Origin of the sequence: Serratia sp. CY33802 (assembly GCF_052169095.1) — a bacterium.
In the GTDB taxonomy this organism is placed as follows: domain Bacteria; phylum Pseudomonadota; class Gammaproteobacteria; order Enterobacterales; family Enterobacteriaceae; genus Serratia; species Serratia bockelmannii.
In genome coordinates, this window is record NZ_JBJNLL010000001.1 from 195,631 (window position 1) to 209,841 (window position 14,211).

The following is a 14,211-nucleotide window of genomic DNA, read 5'->3' on the forward strand; positions in this document are numbered from 1 at the left end:
GCAAGCATGGAAATTGCATTTTATCTGGCAGGTTTGATTGCGGTGGCCGCGACGATTCGCGTGATCACCCATACCAACCCTGTGCATGCGCTGCTGTATCTGATCGTCTCGTTACTGGCGATCTCGGCAGTCTTCTTCTCTCTCGGCGCCTACTTTGCCGCCGCGTTGGAAATCATCGTCTATGCGGGCGCCATCATGGTGCTGTTCGTGTTCGTGGTGATGATGCTGAACCTCGGCAACGTGCAGCAGCAAGAGCGCGACTGGATGAAGCCGACGGTGTGGATCGGGCCTGGCCTGCTGTCGCTGGCGCTGCTGGTGGTATTGATCGTCGCGATCCGCAGCGTATCCGATCAGGGTATCAGCGGTGAGATGGTCGACGCGAAGGCGGTGGGTATCAGCCTGTTCGGGCCTTACGTACTGGCGGTTGAGCTGGCTTCAATGCTGCTGTTGGCGGGTCTGGTTGTCGCCTTCCATATCGGCCGCGAGCACAAGCCTGGCGAGGTGCTGAGCAACGCGCCGGCGAGTGGCGAAATGGCGAGAAGAAAATCGGAGGAGCAAGCATGATCCCTCTTCAACACGGCCTGATCCTGGCGGCTATCCTGTTTGTGCTCGGGCTGACCGGGCTGCTGGTGCGCCGCAACCTGCTGTTTATGCTGATCAGCCTGGAAGTGATGATCAACGCTGCGGCGTTGGCGTTTATCGTGGCGGGAAGCTACTGGGGCCAGGCGGATGGGCAGGTGATGTACATCCTGGCGATCAGCCTGGCGGCAGCCGAGGCCAGTATCGGCCTGGCGCTGCTGCTGCAGCTCTACCGTCGTCGTCATACCCTGAATATTGATACTGTCAGTGAGATGCGCGGATGAACCTATTATATTTAACAATTCTGCTACCGCTGATCGGGTTCCTGCTGTTGGCATTTTCCCGCGGTCGTTGGTCTGAAAACACGGCGGCCACCGTCGGCGTGGGTTCTATCGGCCTGGCTGCGCTGGTCACGGTGTATGTGGCGATGGATTTCTTCGCCCAGAAAGCCGCCGGCGTGCAGCTGTTCGAGCAAAGCCTGTGGACCTGGATGGCCGTCGGCAACTTCAATATCGGCGTGACCCTGGTGCTGGACGGCCTGTCGCTGACCATGCTGTCGGTGGTCACCGGCGTCGGCTTCTTCATCCACATGTTCGCTTCCTGGTACATGCGCGGTGAAGAGGGCTATTCGCGCTTCTTCGCTTACACCAACCTGTTTATCGCCAGCATGGTGGTATTGGTGCTGGCGGACAACCTGCTGCTGATGTATCTGGGTTGGGAAGGCGTGGGCCTGTGCAGCTACCTGTTGATCGGTTTCTACTATAAAGATCCGGCCAACGGCGCGGCGGCGATGAAAGCCTTTATCGTCACCCGCGTGGGCGACGTGTTCCTGGCGTTCGCGCTGTTCATCCTCTACAACGAGCTGGGCACGCTGAACATCCGCGAGCTGATGATCCTGGCGCCGCAGAAACTGGCGGTGGGCGACACGGCCATCACCTGGGCGACCCTGATGCTGCTGGGCGGCGCGGTCGGTAAATCGGCGCAGCTGCCGTTGCAAACCTGGTTGGCGGACGCGATGGCGGGCCCAACCCCGGTTTCCGCACTGATCCACGCGGCGACCATGGTGACCGCGGGCGTCTATCTGATCGCCCGTACGCACGGCCTGTTCCTGATGGCGCCGGAAGTGCTGCACCTGGTGGGCATCGTCGGTGCGGTCACTCTGCTGCTGGCCGGCTTCGCCGCGCTGGTGCAGACCGACATCAAGCGCGTGCTCGCTTACTCCACCATGAGCCAGATCGGTTACATGTTCCTGGCGCTGGGCGTGCAGGCATGGGACGCGGCGATCTTCCACCTGATGACCCACGCGTTCTTCAAGGCGCTGCTGTTCCTGTCGTCCGGTTCGGTGATCCTGGCTTGCCACCACGAGCAAAACATCTTCAAGATGGGCGGCCTGCGCAAGAGCATCCCGCTGGTGTACGTCTGCTTCCTGGTGGGCGGCGCGGCGCTGTCTGCGTTGCCGCTGGTCACGGCCGGCTTCTTCAGTAAGGACGAGATCCTGGCGGGCGCGATGGCCAACGGCCATATCAACCTGATGGTGGCCGGCTTGGTTGGTGCGTTCATGACCTCGCTGTACACCTTCCGTATGATTTTCATCGTGTTCCATGGCGAAGAGAAAATCAAAGCGCATGCCGGTAAAGGCATCACTCACCACCTGCCACTGCTGGTTCTGCTGGTGCTGTCTACCTTCGTCGGCGCGATGATCGTGCCGCCGTTGCAGGGCGTGCTGCCGGATACCACTGAACTGGCGCACGGCAGCGTGCTGACGCTGGAAATCACCTCTGGCGTGGTGGCTATCGTCGGCATTCTGCTGGCGGCCGCGCTGTGGCTGGGCAAACGCAGCCTGGTCAACAGCATCGCCAACAGCGCGCCGGGTCGTTTCTTCTCGACCTGGTGGTTCCATGCCTGGGGCTTCGACTGGCTGTATGACAAAGTGTTCGTCAAGCCGTACCTGGGCATTGCGAAGCTGCTGCAGCGCGATCCGCTGAACTCGCTGATGAACCTGCCGGCCGTCTTCTCCCGCTGGGGGAACCGCGGTCTGACGGTGAGCGAGAACGGTCAGGTGCGTTGGTATATAGCGTCTATGGGTGTGGGTGCAGTGGTCGTATTGGCTCTGTTGATTTTGGTTTAATTGAATAATTTAAACAGACGCATTTTTCGGGCGTAGCGCCGGGCAGGCGCTACGTACAAAGTTTGAAATTATTCGTATAAGGGACACAAAACGCCATGCTATTACCTTGGCTAATTCTTATCCCCTTTATCGGCGGTCTGCTGTGCTGGCAGCTTGAGCGCTTCGGTACTAAGGTGCCGCGCTGGATAGCGCTGATCGCAATGGGGCTGACGTTGGCGCTCTCTCTGCAGTTGTGGATGCAGGGCGGCTATACCTTGACCACGCCGAAAGGCATTCCGCAGTGGCAGAGCGAATTCCTGCTGCCGTGGATCCCGCGCTTCGGCATCTCCATCCACCTGGCGCTGGACGGTCTGTCGCTGCTGATGGTGGTGTTGACCGGTCTGCTGGGCGTTCTGGCGATCCTCTGTTCCTGGCGTGAAATCCAGAAGTATCAGGGCTTCTTCCACCTCAACCTGCTGTGGATCTTGGGCGGCGTTATCGGTGTGTTCCTCGCCATCGACATGTTCCTGTTCTTCTTCTTCTGGGAAATGATGTTGGTGCCGATGTACTTCCTGATCGCGCTGTGGGGGCACAAAGCGTCGGACGGTAAAACCCGTATCACCGCGGCGACCAAGTTCTTCATCTACACCCAGGCCAGCGGTCTGGTGATGCTGATTGCGATCCTGGGCCTGGTGTTCGTGCATTACAACGCCACCGGCGTGTGGACCTTCGATTACGAAGACCTGCTGCAAACGCCGATGTCCCACAACGTGCAATATCTGCTGATGCTGGGCTTCTTCATCGCCTTCGCGGTGAAAATGCCGGTGGTGCCGCTGCACGGCTGGTTGCCGGACGCGCACAGCCAGGCACCGACCGCAGGTTCCGTCGACCTGGCGGGCATCTTGCTGAAAACCGCGGCCTACGGCCTGCTGCGTTTCAGTCTGCCGCTGTTCCCTGAGGCTTCGCACGAGTTCGCGCCAATCGCCATGTGGCTGGGCGTGATCGGCATCTTCTACGGCGCCTGGATGGCGTTCGCGCAGACCGACATCAAGCGTCTTATCGCTTACACCTCGGTATCGCACATGGGCTTCGTGCTGATTGCCATCTACACCGGCAGCCAGCTGGCTTACCAGGGCGCCGTGATCCAGATGATCGCGCACGGTCTGTCCGCCGCCGGTATGTTTATTATCTGCGGCCAGCTGTATGAGCGTCTGCATACCCGCGACATGCGTCAGATGGGCGGCCTGTGGGGGCGTATCAAGTTCATCCCTGCGCTGTCGCTGTTCTTCGCCGTGGCTACGCTGGGGATGCCGGGTACCGGTAACTTCGTCGGTGAATTCATGATTCTGTTCGGCAGCTACCAGGTGGTGCCGGTGATCACCGTGATCTCTACCTTCGGTCTGGTGTTCGCTTCGGTTTACTCGCTGATCATGATGCAGCGCGCTTACTACGGTGCGCCTAAATCCGACCAGCCGCTGCAGGGCATGACCGCGCGCGAACTGTTCATCATTCTGCTGCTGGTGGTGTTGCTGGTTCTGCTGGGGGTTTACCCGCAGCCGATTCTGGATACTTCCAACGCGGCGATGAGCAACGTGCAACACTGGTTTGGTTCGTCAGTTTCAGCAATTTCAACAACAAGGCCGTAATTCGCCATGACAATAACTCCTCAACAACTGATCGCACTGCTGCCGCTGTTGATCGTCGGATTGACGGTGGTGGTTGTGATGCTAGGCATTGCGTGGCGACGCGACCACTTTATCAACGCCACCCTGACCGTGATCGGTCTCAACCTGGCGCTGCTTTCGCTGTACTTTGTCGGCCAGGCAGGCCCAATGGACGTCACCCCGCTGCTGCGGGTTGACGGTTACTCGATGTTCTACACCGGGCTGGTGCTGCTGGCGAGTCTGGCGACCTGCACCTTCGCCTATCCGTGGCTGGTCGGCTATCCGGATAACCGCGAAGAGTTCTACCTGCTGGTGCTGATCGCCGCCATGGGCGGCATCCTGCTGGCGAGCGCCAACCATCTGGCTTCGCTGTTCATCGGTATCGAGCTGATCTCGCTGCCGCTGTTCGGCCTGGTGGGTTATGCCTATCGTCAGAAGCGCCCGCTGGAAGCCGCCATCAAGTACATGCTGCTGTCCGCCGCCGCGTCGTCGTTCCTGCTGTTCGGCATGGCGCTGCTGTACGCTGAATCCGGCGATCTGTCGCTGGCCGGCCTCGGCAAGAGCCTGCAGGAAAACATGATGCACCAGCCGCTGATCCTGGCCGGTATGGGCATGATGATCGTCGGTCTGGGCTTCAAGCTGTCGCTGGTGCCGTTCCAACTGTGGACGCCGGACGTGTATCAGGGCGCGCCTGCGCCGGTCTCGACCTTCCTGGCAACCGCCAGCAAGATTGCGATCTTCGCGGTCGTGATGCGTCTGTTCCTGTATGCCCCGGCCGCCGACAACGAAGCGCTGCGTCTGGTGCTGTCGATCATCGCGTTCTGCTCTATCTTGTTCGGTAACCTGATGGCCATCAGCCAGACCAACATCAAGCGTCTGCTGGGCTACTCGTCGATCGCTCACCTGGGCTACCTGCTGGTGGCGCTGATTGCGGTGCAAACCCATCAGCTGTCGCTGGAAACCGCCGGCGTTTACCTGGCCGGTTACCTGTTCAGCAGCCTGGGCGCCTTCGGCGTGGTCAGCCTGATGTCCAGCCCGTACCGCGGCCCGGATGCGGATTCGCTGTTCTCTTACCGTGGTCTGTTCTGGCATAAGCCAATCTTGTCCGCGGTAATGACGGTGATGATGCTGTCGCTGGCCGGTATCCCGATGACGCTGGGCTTTATCGGTAAGTTCTTCGTGATCGCGATGGGCGTCAGCGCACACCTGTGGTGGCTGACCGGCGCAGTCGTGGTAGGCAGCGCCATTGGCCTGTACTACTACCTGCGCGTGACTGTCAGCCTGTTCCTCAGCGCGCCGGAATCGCTGCAGCGCGACACCCCGAACAACTGGGCGTTGACCGCCGGTGGCGTCGTGGTGTTGATCTCAGCCGCGCTGGTGCTGCTGTTGGGGGTTTATCCTCAGCCGCTGATTTCGCTGGTGCAGATGGCGCAGCCGACGTTCTGATAACGCTTCAGACGGTAAAAAGGTCGCTTCGGCGGCCTTTTTTTATGGAGAAACGGCACTTAGCCGTAATGGGCGCTAAACGACGTTTCCAGCGCCTGCACCACCGCGCGCACGCGGGCGGCACGCTGCAAATCGGGATGCAGCACCAGCCAGATATCCACCCAGTCTTTATTCTCTGGCAACAGGCGCACCAGCTCCGGGTCTTTATCCGCCAGAAACGCGGAGAGCAGGCCGATGCCTAGCCCGCTGCGAGTGGCGGAGCGCAGCAGCAGCTGTGAATTGCATTGCAGCACGACGTTGGGCTCGTGCAGGGCTTCGCCGCAGAAATTGTTCCAGTGGCGCGGCACCAGCTCGCGCGGGAACATCAGCAGATCGTGACCGCGCAGCTGCTCGCCTTTGACCGGCATACCTCGCCGAGCCAGATAGTGCGGGCTGGCGTACAGGCCCATCTCGATGGTGGCCAGCCGCTTGATGATCAGTTCATCGTCATCGGGGCGTGCACCGCGGATCGCCAGATCCGCGCCGTGATAAGAGATATCGGCGATGTTCAGTGCCGTCAACAGCGTGACGGTGATGGCCGGATAGCGTTCCCGCAGATCTTGCAGCGCGGGTATCACGAAGGCTTCGGCCAGGGTATCGGTGGTGGCGATGCTCACGTGGCCGTGCAGGCTGTCATCGCCGCTGGCGGCTTTGCGGTTGATCGCCTGCACCGCATTCTCCATCTTCATCACGTCCGCCAGCATTTCTTCCCCCAACGGGCTGAGGGCGAAGGATTTCGGCGTGCGGATAAACAGCTTGGAACCGAGAGCGTCTTCGAAAGCGGAGAGCCGTCGACCGACGGTCGCCTGATCGACATGCAGCTGGTTGGCGGCTTTGCGTAGCGTGCCACAGCGTGCGACGGCCAAAAAGAAGCGCGCGTCGTCCCAATTCATCATGCCATTTCCTCTCTGCAGATTTGTCGGCGCCGTGGGGCACAGGCCGAGCCAGGCGAACAATAACGGTTTCTATCATAAAGCGTTGTTCTGCCCGGGGGGAGAGAAAGACGGTTAGCGGGCTGCACATCGGCGGTTATTTCTCCGGTGATGCAAGAATGCATCAGGGTGATTCATTCTTGACGATACTTCGCCCGTCGCCGGAACGCTATGATAAGCGCCGTTCCCGGCAGGCCGGGTGAGGAAAATGTCGACGGCAGGCCGCCGTCTGCCGTCTTTGGGAGTTGAAACATGTCAGAAAATACCGCCAGCCAGATTGCGGCGCCGCAAAATGCTCAGGCGTCGGGCAGGACAATTTTATTGTTCCTGGCGCTGGCTTTGATGTCGGCATTGCTGAACAGCAGCGCGCCGACGCCGCTTTATCCGCTGTATCAGCAGCAGCTTACGCTAAGCTCGGTCAGTCTGACCGTCATCTACGGCGCCTATGCCGCCGGCGTGCTGATCTCTTTGTTCGGCGTCGGCAATCTGGCCGGCAAAGTAAAGGATTTACGCAGCATGATCGTGCCGGCATTGCTGGTGGTGTTGAGCGGCGCCCTGCTGTTCGCGCGGGCTGATACCTTTGCCATGATGCTGATGGCGCGGCTGTTGGCCGGGGTGGGCACCGGGGCGCTAACCGGCGCGGCGAACATCGCGTTGGTGCGGTTTGGGCCGCGCGACGGCGGCAAAAATGCGGCGTTGATCGCGACGCTGTCATTCACCACCGGATTGGCGCTGGGCCCGATCTTCAGCGGCATCGCCTTGCAGACCGGTTTCCATCCCACGACGCTGCCATTTGTTTTCATCATGGTCATGGCCGCCGTGGCTGCATTGGGCGTGATGTTCTCGTGGCCGCGTGGCGTGGTTACGGCGCCGAGCCATGTTACGTCGGCCGAGACAGAAAAAAGCTCGCTGCTCGATGGCTTGCGCGCCACCGGCGGTAAATTCTTTGTGTGTGCAGGGGCTTTATTTATCTGTTGGGCGCTGGCCGCCAGTATTTTGGCAATCGGCCCCGGCGTGGCGGAAACGCTGTTAGGCCTGCACGCTCGTGGCGTCTTTGGCTATGCGATTGCGGTGTATCTGCTGATCGCCGGTATCAGCCAGATCCTGAGCCGCCGCGTTAACGCCCGTCATTCGCTGTTGTTCGGTTGCCTGGCGCAGGTGCTGGCGGCAGTGGTGTTCACCATGGCGATCCAGTGGCATTCTCTTGGGCTGGCGGCGGTGGGGCTGGTGGTGGCCGGCTATGCTTATGGCGCCATTTTCGTCGGCAGCGCGACCCTGGTGAACCTGATTTCGCCGCCGACCAGCCATGCGCGCTTGCTTTCGCTGTTTTACGTTATCGCTTATATCGCCAACTGGGTGCCGATCTTGCTGGGCGTGGTGGTCGATCGCGTCGATCTGAATCAGGCAACCCATTTGCTGTTCCTGGGCAGCACCGTGGTGTGCCTGTTGTTGGCATGGAAGACGTCCCGGGTGGGGTTCCCTCGCTAATTACTTTGTGATGAATATCTATTTTTTATAATTAATGATTCTTTAATTACATTTATAGTGTGATTTTCATCGCATAAATTGGCCTATTTTCGGGTACACTGCGCGCTTTCTTTTTGCTGCAGGTCACTTTATGAACGTTCTTTTCGCCATTGCCGTCACCACCGGGATCCTGTCCGGCGTTTGGGGATGGGTTGCCGTCAGTTTGGGCCTGATCGGTTGGGCCGGCTTTCTCGGCTGCACGGCGTATTTCGCCTGCCCGCAGGGCGGACTGAAAGGGCTGTTGATCGGCGCGTTGACCTGCTGCAGCGGCGTCTTCTGGGCAATGGCGATCATCCACGGCAGCGAACTGGCGCCGCAGTGGAATCTGCTGGGGTATCTGCTGACCGGCATCGTGGCGTTCCTGATGTGCATTCAGGCTAAACAGCAGTGGCTGGGATTCGTACCCGGCACCTTTATCGGCGCCTGTGCGACCTTCGCCGGCGGCGGCGATTGGCCGCTGGTGACGCTTTCCCTGCTGGTGGGCCTGTTGTTCGGCTATGCGATGAAAAACAGCGGTCTGTGGTGGGCGGCACGCAGCGATAAAGCCCGCGCTACGCCGCCGATGGACCCGAATGCCGGCTCAAACGGTGCCGCCGAGTGAGTTGCTGCCGCGCCGCTGTGCGGCAGTATCTCCTGATAACCAGGACGGTAACGCTGTTGAAAATTGTCTATTTTAAAAGGGATAGGTATTGACTCTTCCTGTAGGGATTGCGTGAGATCACGTTAAAAGTAACAGGGTTTCGTAACATTATTTTCAGTGATTCCCATCACGTTTTTACCGGTAACAATCGGCTGAGATAGAGGTCTGTCCGATTGGAGGCCTGAAGGCCGGGAATCACCATGCACAACCTGTTTTCTCTGGATAACAAAACCGTCTTAATCACTGGTGCCTCGCGCGGCATTGGTTTTCTGCTGGCGCGCGGCCTGGCACAGCAAGGCGCGCATATTCTGATCAATGCCACCACCGAAGAACATGCCCGGCACGCCGCCGATCGCCTGCGTGAAGAGGGGCTGCGCGCCGATGCGGCGGCGTTCGACGTCACCGACTCCCAGGCGGTGCATGCCGCCATCGACCGTATCGAAGCGGACATCGGCGCGATAGACGTCTTGATCAACAACGCCGGTATCCAGCGCCGCCACCCGTTCACCGAATTTCCGGAGCAAGACTGGGACGACATCATCGCCGTCAACCAGAAGGCGGTCTTCATCGTGTCGCAGACCGTAGCGCGTTATATGGTGCCGCGCCGGCGCGGCAAGATAATCAATATCGGTTCGATGCAAAGCGAGCTGGGGCGGGACACCATTACCCCTTATGCGGCGTCCAAGGGCGCGGTGAAAATGCTGACGCGCGGCATGTGCGTGGAGCTGGCGCGCTACAACATTCAGGTCAACGGCATCGCCCCCGGCTACTTCAAAACCGAGATGACGCAGGCGCTGGCCGACGATCCGGCATTCACCGCCTGGCTGACCCAACGCACGCCTGCCGCGCGCTGGGGCGATCCTCAGGAGTTGATCGGCGCGGCGGTGTTCCTGGCCGCCGACGCCTCCGCCTTCGTCAACGGGCAGTTGCTGTTTGTCGATGGCGGCATGTCTGCGGCGGTGTAATCTTTTTTCGTGGAGTCTGGAGATGAAAATTCAAACCCAGTCCTGCGTGGTCAATGGCAAGCGAGACGTGGCGGTGATCGCGCAAGAAGTGGATTATCGGGGGCAGGGAACGCTGGTAAAAATCAGCCGCGGCGGCATCTGCGGCTCGGATCTGCATTACTTCCAGGAAGGCAAGGTCGGCAATTTTCAGGTGCGTCAGCCGATGGTGCTGGGCCATGAGGTGATCGGTGAGGTGGTCGCCAGCGATTCGCCGCAGCTGCCGGTCGGGCAGAAGGTGGCGCTCAATCCCAGCAAACCCTGCGGGCAGTGCAAATACTGTCTGGCGCAGCAAAGCAATCAATGCGTCGAGATGCGCTTTTTCGGCAGCGCGATGTATTTTCCGCACGTCGACGGCGCTTTTACCCAATACAAAGTGGTGGATAGCGCGCAGTGCATTCCTTACGCTGCCGATCGCGACGACAGGGTAATGGTGTTCGCCGAACCGCTGGCGGTGGCTGTCCACGCGGCGAAGCAGCCCGGCGATGTGACGGGGAAAAAGATTTTCGTGTCCGGCGTTGGCCCGATCGGCTGCCTGCTGGTGGCGGCGCTGAAAGCGCTGGGCGCCGCCGAGATTGTCTGCGCCGATCTCAGTCCGCGCTGCCTGGCGATCGCGAGGCAAATGGGGGCCGATCGGTGCCTGCATGCCGCGGACGACGATTTTAGCGGTTATCTGCAGGACAAGGGGTATTTTGACGTCGCCTTCGAAGTGGCGGGGCACCCGCAGTCGCTGCAGCGCTGTCTGGAGATCACCCGCGCCAAAGGCACTGTGGTGCAGGTGGGCATGGGCGGCAGCTTCCCCGATTTTCCGCTGATGTTGTTGATTGCCAAGGAACTGAATCTGCTTGGATCGTTCCGCTTCGTGGCGGAGTTCACGTTGGCGGTGGCCTGGCTGGCCGACGGCGTGATCGATCCGCTGCCGTTGCTGTCGGCGGAATTCGCCAGCGAGCAGTTGGCGCAGGCGCTGACGTTTGCCGGCGATAAACGCCAGGCTGCCAAGGTGCAATTGGTGTTTTAGGGTAAAAGTCCGATGGCCGCAGGTGGTGTTTTAGGGTAAAAGTCCGATGGCCGCAGGCGGCGATCCTTGTCTATAGTGTAGGAACGCTTAATTTTTCAACCACGGAGATCTCACGATGGCAAGACATACGGATGCTGAGCAAACTACGCTGGATGACGATCTGAGAATGCTGACCGAGACGCTGGAAGAAGTGCTGCAATACACCGGCGACCGCGCGGATCAGGCCTACATCGACATCAAGTCGCACGCCGAGCAGGCGCTGAGTGAGGTCAAAGCGCGCTGGGCGAACACCGGCGAATCTTACTATGCGCGCGCCAAAGAAGCGGTGCACCGCACCGACGACTACGTGCGGGACAAACCCTGGCACAGCGTGGGCATCGGCGCCACCGTCGGGCTGGTGCTGGGATTGTTGCTGGCTCGCAAATAAACCATGCCATCGGGGCGGCGCAGGCCGCCCCGTGTTTTTCTTCAGACTGTGTTGTTCATTCCGCCGTTTTACCGAAAGCTTTTCCTTATCCCGCCTATACTTCCCGCTAGCCGCCGTTGGAGCACCCCTATTTCCCTTGTTTTTATATGGACGGATTGAGCCGATGCCGCCGCAAGTGTAAAGTGTTTGTGTATTTATTGTTTGTTTTTTGTTCTAAATCAAATAATTATCTGGTGTAAACACCCAGGGATATACGGCGTTCTTGCGCTGGCGCAAAAGCCGTGAAAATAACACCTCATATAATACAGAGCGTAACTACAGGCGCGGCGTCTGTCGGCTGCGTCGGAGACGATCTCTGCTAACTGACTTGTGAGCGAACTATGTCGACAAGTGTTTTTAATCGCCGGTGGGCGGCTGTGCTGCTCGAGGCGCTGGCCCGCCATGGGGTGCGGCATGTTTGTATCGCTCCGGGATCGCGCTCCACGCCGCTGACGCTGGCCGCCGCGGCCAACCGATCGTTTATCTGCCATACCCATTTTGATGAGCGCGGGCTCGGTCATCTGGCACTCGGGCTGGCGAAGGCGGCGCGTGAGCCGGTGGCGGTGATCGTCACGTCCGGCACCGCGGCGGCGAACCTTTACCCGGCTTTAATCGAAGCCGGCCTGACCGGTGAACGGCTGGTGTTTCTCACCGCCGATCGGCCGCCGGAACTGATCGACTGCGGCGCCAATCAGGCGATCCGTCAAAACGGCCTCTACAGCAGCCACCCGACGCTGGCGATCGATCTGCCGCGTCCTACGCCGGATATTCCGGCCGCGTGGCTGGCCTCCAGCGTCGACAGCGCGATGGCGCGCTTGCAGCATGGCGCTTTGCATATCAACTGCCCGTTCGCCGAACCGCTGTACGGCGGCGATGAGCGTCACTATGCCGATTGGTCCGCCGCGCTGGGCGACTGGTGGCAGAGCGATCGGCCTTGGCTGCAGGAAAGCGAGACGCATGCAGTGCCATTGCCGCAGCCGGACTGGTTTTTCTGGCGACAAAAGCGCGGCGTGGTGCTGGCTGGCCGCATGAACGCACAAGAGGGCGCACAGGTGGCCGAATGGGCCGAAACGCTGGGTTGGCCACTGATCGGCGATGTACTGTCGCAGACCGGGCAACCGCTGCCCTGTGCCGATTTATGGCTCGCGCATCCGCAGGCGCAGCGCCTGTTGCAAGACGCGCAGCTGGTGGTGCAGTTCGGCGGCAGCTTGACCGGCAAACGCCTGCTGCAGTGGCAGGCGCAGTGCCGGCCGGAAGAGTATTGGGTCATCGACGAGCTGCCGGGGCGGCTCGATCCGGCCCAGCACCGGGGGCGGCGCCTGCGCGCCGGCGTGGCGCAGTGGTTGGCGCAGCATCCGGCGCAACCGCGCGCGCCGTGGGCCGCCGGGCTGGCTGCGCTGGCGGATAAGGCGCTGACGGCGGCGTCCACGCATCTGTACGATAACTTTGGCGAAGCGCAGCTGGCGCACCGCCTGCCGGAACTGTTGCCGGAGAACGGCCAGCTGTTTCTCGGCAACAGCCTGGTGGTGCGACTGATCGACGCGTTAACGCCATTGCCCGTCGCTTACCCGGTATTCAGCAACCGTGGCGCCAGCGGTATCGACGGTCTGATTTCCACCGCCGCCGGCGTACAACGTGCCACCGCCAGGCCAACGTTGGCGGTGGTGGGCGACCTTTCCGCACTGTATGACCTCAATGCGCTGGCGCTGCTGCGCCACTGCTCGGCGCCGACGGTGCTGATCGTCGTCAATAACAACGGCGGCCAAATTTTCTCGCTGCTGCCGACGCCCGAAGAAGATCGTCAGCGCTTTTACTGCATGCCGCAGAACGTCGAGTTCAGCCATGCGGCGGCGATGTTCCAGCTTGACTACGCGCGGCCGGAGAACTGGAGCCAGCTGCAACAAGCGGTTGAGCAAGGCTGGCGGCGCGGCGGCGCCACGCTGATAGAACTGCAGGTGTCGCCGAGTGAAGGGGCCGAAAGCCTGCAATACCTGGTACAACAGATGGCGGTGCAATGATGCTGGCGACGCGAATTTTGCAACAGGGCGAAGCGGGGCGTCCGTGGCTGGTGTGGCTGCACGGCCTGCTCGGCAACAACAATGAATGGCGGGTGATCGCCGCGCGCTGCCCGGAATGGCCGTCGCTGGCCATCGATCTGCCCGGCCACGGCGATTCCGTGGCGGTGGGCTGCCGCGGCTTCGACGACATCAGCGCGCAAATCGCCGCGACCCTGCAACTGCGCAATATTGAACGTTATTGGCTGGTGGGCTACTCGCTCGGCGGGCGCATCGCCATGTATCACGCTTGCCACGGCCGCCATGACGGCCTGCAAGGGGTGATCGTCGAGGGCGGCAATCCGGGGCTGGAGGACGAACAACAGCGCCGCGATCGTTGCGAGCAGGATGCACGATGGGCGGCGCGTTTTCGCAGTGAGCTGATTGCCGAAGTCCTGGCGGACTGGTATCAGCAGCCGGTGTTCAAAGAGCTTAGCCATGTGCACCGCCAGGCGCTGATCGCCGCGCGTTCGGTCAACAGCGGCCCGGCGATTGCCGACATGCTCGAAGCCACCTCGCTCGGGCGGCAGCCTTATCTGGCGCCGCAGCTGCGCCAACTGACCGTGCCGCTGCGGGTGCTGTGCGGTGAGAACGATCCCAAATTTCAACGGCTGGCGCGCGACGCCGGGTTGCCGTTGCGCATCGTGCCGCAGGCCGGCCACAACGCGCATCTGGCCAATCCGCAGGATTTCGTCGCCGAGCTGCAGACATTTCTCGTTAACCCTGGTTAAAGGAACC

The 14,211-nt window shown here is 60.7% G+C and carries 13 protein-coding genes; 12 read left to right on the plus strand and 1 reads right to left on the minus strand.

Annotation, left to right across the window (positions count from 1 at the left end; genetic code table 11):
- Window positions 1-6 precede the first annotated feature (6 nt).
- From nuoJ to nuoN, 5 genes are all read left to right on the plus strand, one after another.
- A complete protein-coding gene (gene nuoJ, locus ACJ8HA_RS01000) occupies window positions 7-564 on the plus strand; it encodes an NADH-quinone oxidoreductase subunit J (protein WP_019453717.1) in 558 nt (185 codons plus the stop codon).
- The gene (gene nuoK / locus ACJ8HA_RS01005; protein ID WP_004936014.1) at window positions 561-863 is read left to right on the plus strand and encodes an NADH-quinone oxidoreductase subunit NuoK; all 303 of its coding nucleotides are present in this window, start codon (window positions 561-563) and stop codon (window positions 861-863) included. Before nuoJ ends, nuoK begins: the two co-directional genes overlap by 4 nt.
- Window positions 860-2,707 (plus strand): NADH-quinone oxidoreductase subunit L, encoded by a 1,848-nt coding sequence (nuoL, locus tag ACJ8HA_RS01010; protein WP_019453716.1) that lies wholly within the window; start codon window positions 860-862, stop codon window positions 2,705-2,707. The genes nuoK and nuoL overlap by 4 nt, the downstream gene beginning before the upstream one ends.
- 95 nt (window positions 2,708-2,802) lie before the next feature.
- Window positions 2,803-4,332, plus strand: coding sequence for an NADH-quinone oxidoreductase subunit M (gene nuoM / locus ACJ8HA_RS01015; RefSeq protein ID WP_025303660.1), 1,530 nt, complete (start codon window positions 2,803-2,805; stop codon window positions 4,330-4,332).
- Between the two features lie 6 nt (window positions 4,333-4,338).
- Window positions 4,339-5,796, plus strand: coding sequence for an NADH-quinone oxidoreductase subunit NuoN (nuoN, locus tag ACJ8HA_RS01020; protein ID WP_025303659.1), 1,458 nt, complete (start codon window positions 4,339-4,341; stop codon window positions 5,794-5,796).
- Between the two features lie 59 nt (window positions 5,797-5,855).
- Here the strand turns inward: nuoN and ACJ8HA_RS01025 are convergent, their stop codons facing one another.
- Window positions 5,856-6,731: a LysR family transcriptional regulator gene (locus ACJ8HA_RS01025; RefSeq protein WP_025303658.1), complete on the minus strand. Its 876-nt coding sequence runs from the start codon at window positions 6,729-6,731 to the stop codon at window positions 5,856-5,858.
- Between the two features lie 288 nt (window positions 6,732-7,019).
- Between ACJ8HA_RS01025 and ACJ8HA_RS01030 the strand changes: the two genes are divergently transcribed.
- The 7 genes from ACJ8HA_RS01030 (at window position 7,020) to menH (ending at window position 14,204) form a co-directional block, all read left to right on the plus strand.
- Complete coding sequence (locus ACJ8HA_RS01030; protein ID WP_049203678.1) at window positions 7,020-8,255, plus strand: MFS transporter; 1,236 nt, start codon at window positions 7,020-7,022, stop codon at window positions 8,253-8,255.
- A gap of 130 nt (window positions 8,256-8,385) precedes the next feature.
- A complete protein-coding gene (locus ACJ8HA_RS01035; protein WP_025303656.1) occupies window positions 8,386-8,895 on the plus strand; it encodes a DUF1097 domain-containing protein in 510 nt (169 codons plus the stop codon).
- A gap of 239 nt (window positions 8,896-9,134) precedes the next feature.
- Complete coding sequence (gene idnO / locus ACJ8HA_RS01040) at window positions 9,135-9,899, plus strand: gluconate 5-dehydrogenase (RefSeq protein ID WP_025303655.1); 765 nt, start codon at window positions 9,135-9,137, stop codon at window positions 9,897-9,899.
- A gap of 22 nt (window positions 9,900-9,921) precedes the next feature.
- Window positions 9,922-10,953 (plus strand): L-idonate 5-dehydrogenase, encoded by a 1,032-nt coding sequence (idnD, locus tag ACJ8HA_RS01045; RefSeq protein ID WP_049203676.1) that lies wholly within the window; start codon window positions 9,922-9,924, stop codon window positions 10,951-10,953.
- A gap of 115 nt (window positions 10,954-11,068) precedes the next feature.
- Complete coding sequence (elaB, locus tag ACJ8HA_RS01050) at window positions 11,069-11,380, plus strand: stress response protein ElaB (protein WP_025303653.1); 312 nt, start codon at window positions 11,069-11,071, stop codon at window positions 11,378-11,380.
- Between the two features lie 380 nt (window positions 11,381-11,760).
- Complete coding sequence (gene menD, locus ACJ8HA_RS01055; RefSeq protein ID WP_147824053.1) at window positions 11,761-13,437, plus strand: 2-succinyl-5-enolpyruvyl-6-hydroxy-3-cyclohexene-1-carboxylic-acid synthase; 1,677 nt, start codon at window positions 11,761-11,763, stop codon at window positions 13,435-13,437.
- Window positions 13,434-14,204, plus strand: coding sequence for a 2-succinyl-6-hydroxy-2,4-cyclohexadiene-1-carboxylate synthase (menH, locus tag ACJ8HA_RS01060; RefSeq protein WP_043136534.1), 771 nt, complete (start codon window positions 13,434-13,436; stop codon window positions 14,202-14,204). Before menD ends, menH begins: the two co-directional genes overlap by 4 nt.
- The last annotated feature ends 7 nt before the right edge of the window (window positions 14,205-14,211 follow it).

Coding starts and splice junctions, on each gene's coding strand:
- nuoJ (WP_019453717.1), top strand. CDS start 7: ATGGAAATTGCATTTTATCTGGCAGGTTTGATTGCGGTGGCCGCGACG.
- nuoK (WP_004936014.1), top strand. CDS start 561: ATGATCCCTCTTCAACACGGCCTGATCCTGGCGGCTATCCTGTTTGTG.
- nuoL (WP_019453716.1), top strand. CDS start 860: ATGAACCTATTATATTTAACAATTCTGCTACCGCTGATCGGGTTCCTG.
- nuoM (WP_025303660.1), top strand. CDS start 2,803: ATGCTATTACCTTGGCTAATTCTTATCCCCTTTATCGGCGGTCTGCTG.
- nuoN (WP_025303659.1), top strand. CDS start 4,339: ATGACAATAACTCCTCAACAACTGATCGCACTGCTGCCGCTGTTGATC.
- ACJ8HA_RS01025 (WP_025303658.1), bottom strand. CDS start 6,731: ATGATGAATTGGGACGACGCGCGCTTCTTTTTGGCCGTCGCACGCTGT.
- ACJ8HA_RS01030 (WP_049203678.1), top strand. CDS start 7,020: ATGTCAGAAAATACCGCCAGCCAGATTGCGGCGCCGCAAAATGCTCAG.
- ACJ8HA_RS01035 (WP_025303656.1), top strand. CDS start 8,386: ATGAACGTTCTTTTCGCCATTGCCGTCACCACCGGGATCCTGTCCGGC.
- idnO (WP_025303655.1), top strand. CDS start 9,135: ATGCACAACCTGTTTTCTCTGGATAACAAAACCGTCTTAATCACTGGT.
- idnD (WP_049203676.1), top strand. CDS start 9,922: ATGAAAATTCAAACCCAGTCCTGCGTGGTCAATGGCAAGCGAGACGTG.
- elaB (WP_025303653.1), top strand. CDS start 11,069: ATGGCAAGACATACGGATGCTGAGCAAACTACGCTGGATGACGATCTG.
- menD (WP_147824053.1), top strand. CDS start 11,761: ATGTCGACAAGTGTTTTTAATCGCCGGTGGGCGGCTGTGCTGCTCGAG.
- menH (WP_043136534.1), top strand. CDS start 13,434: ATGATGCTGGCGACGCGAATTTTGCAACAGGGCGAAGCGGGGCGTCCG.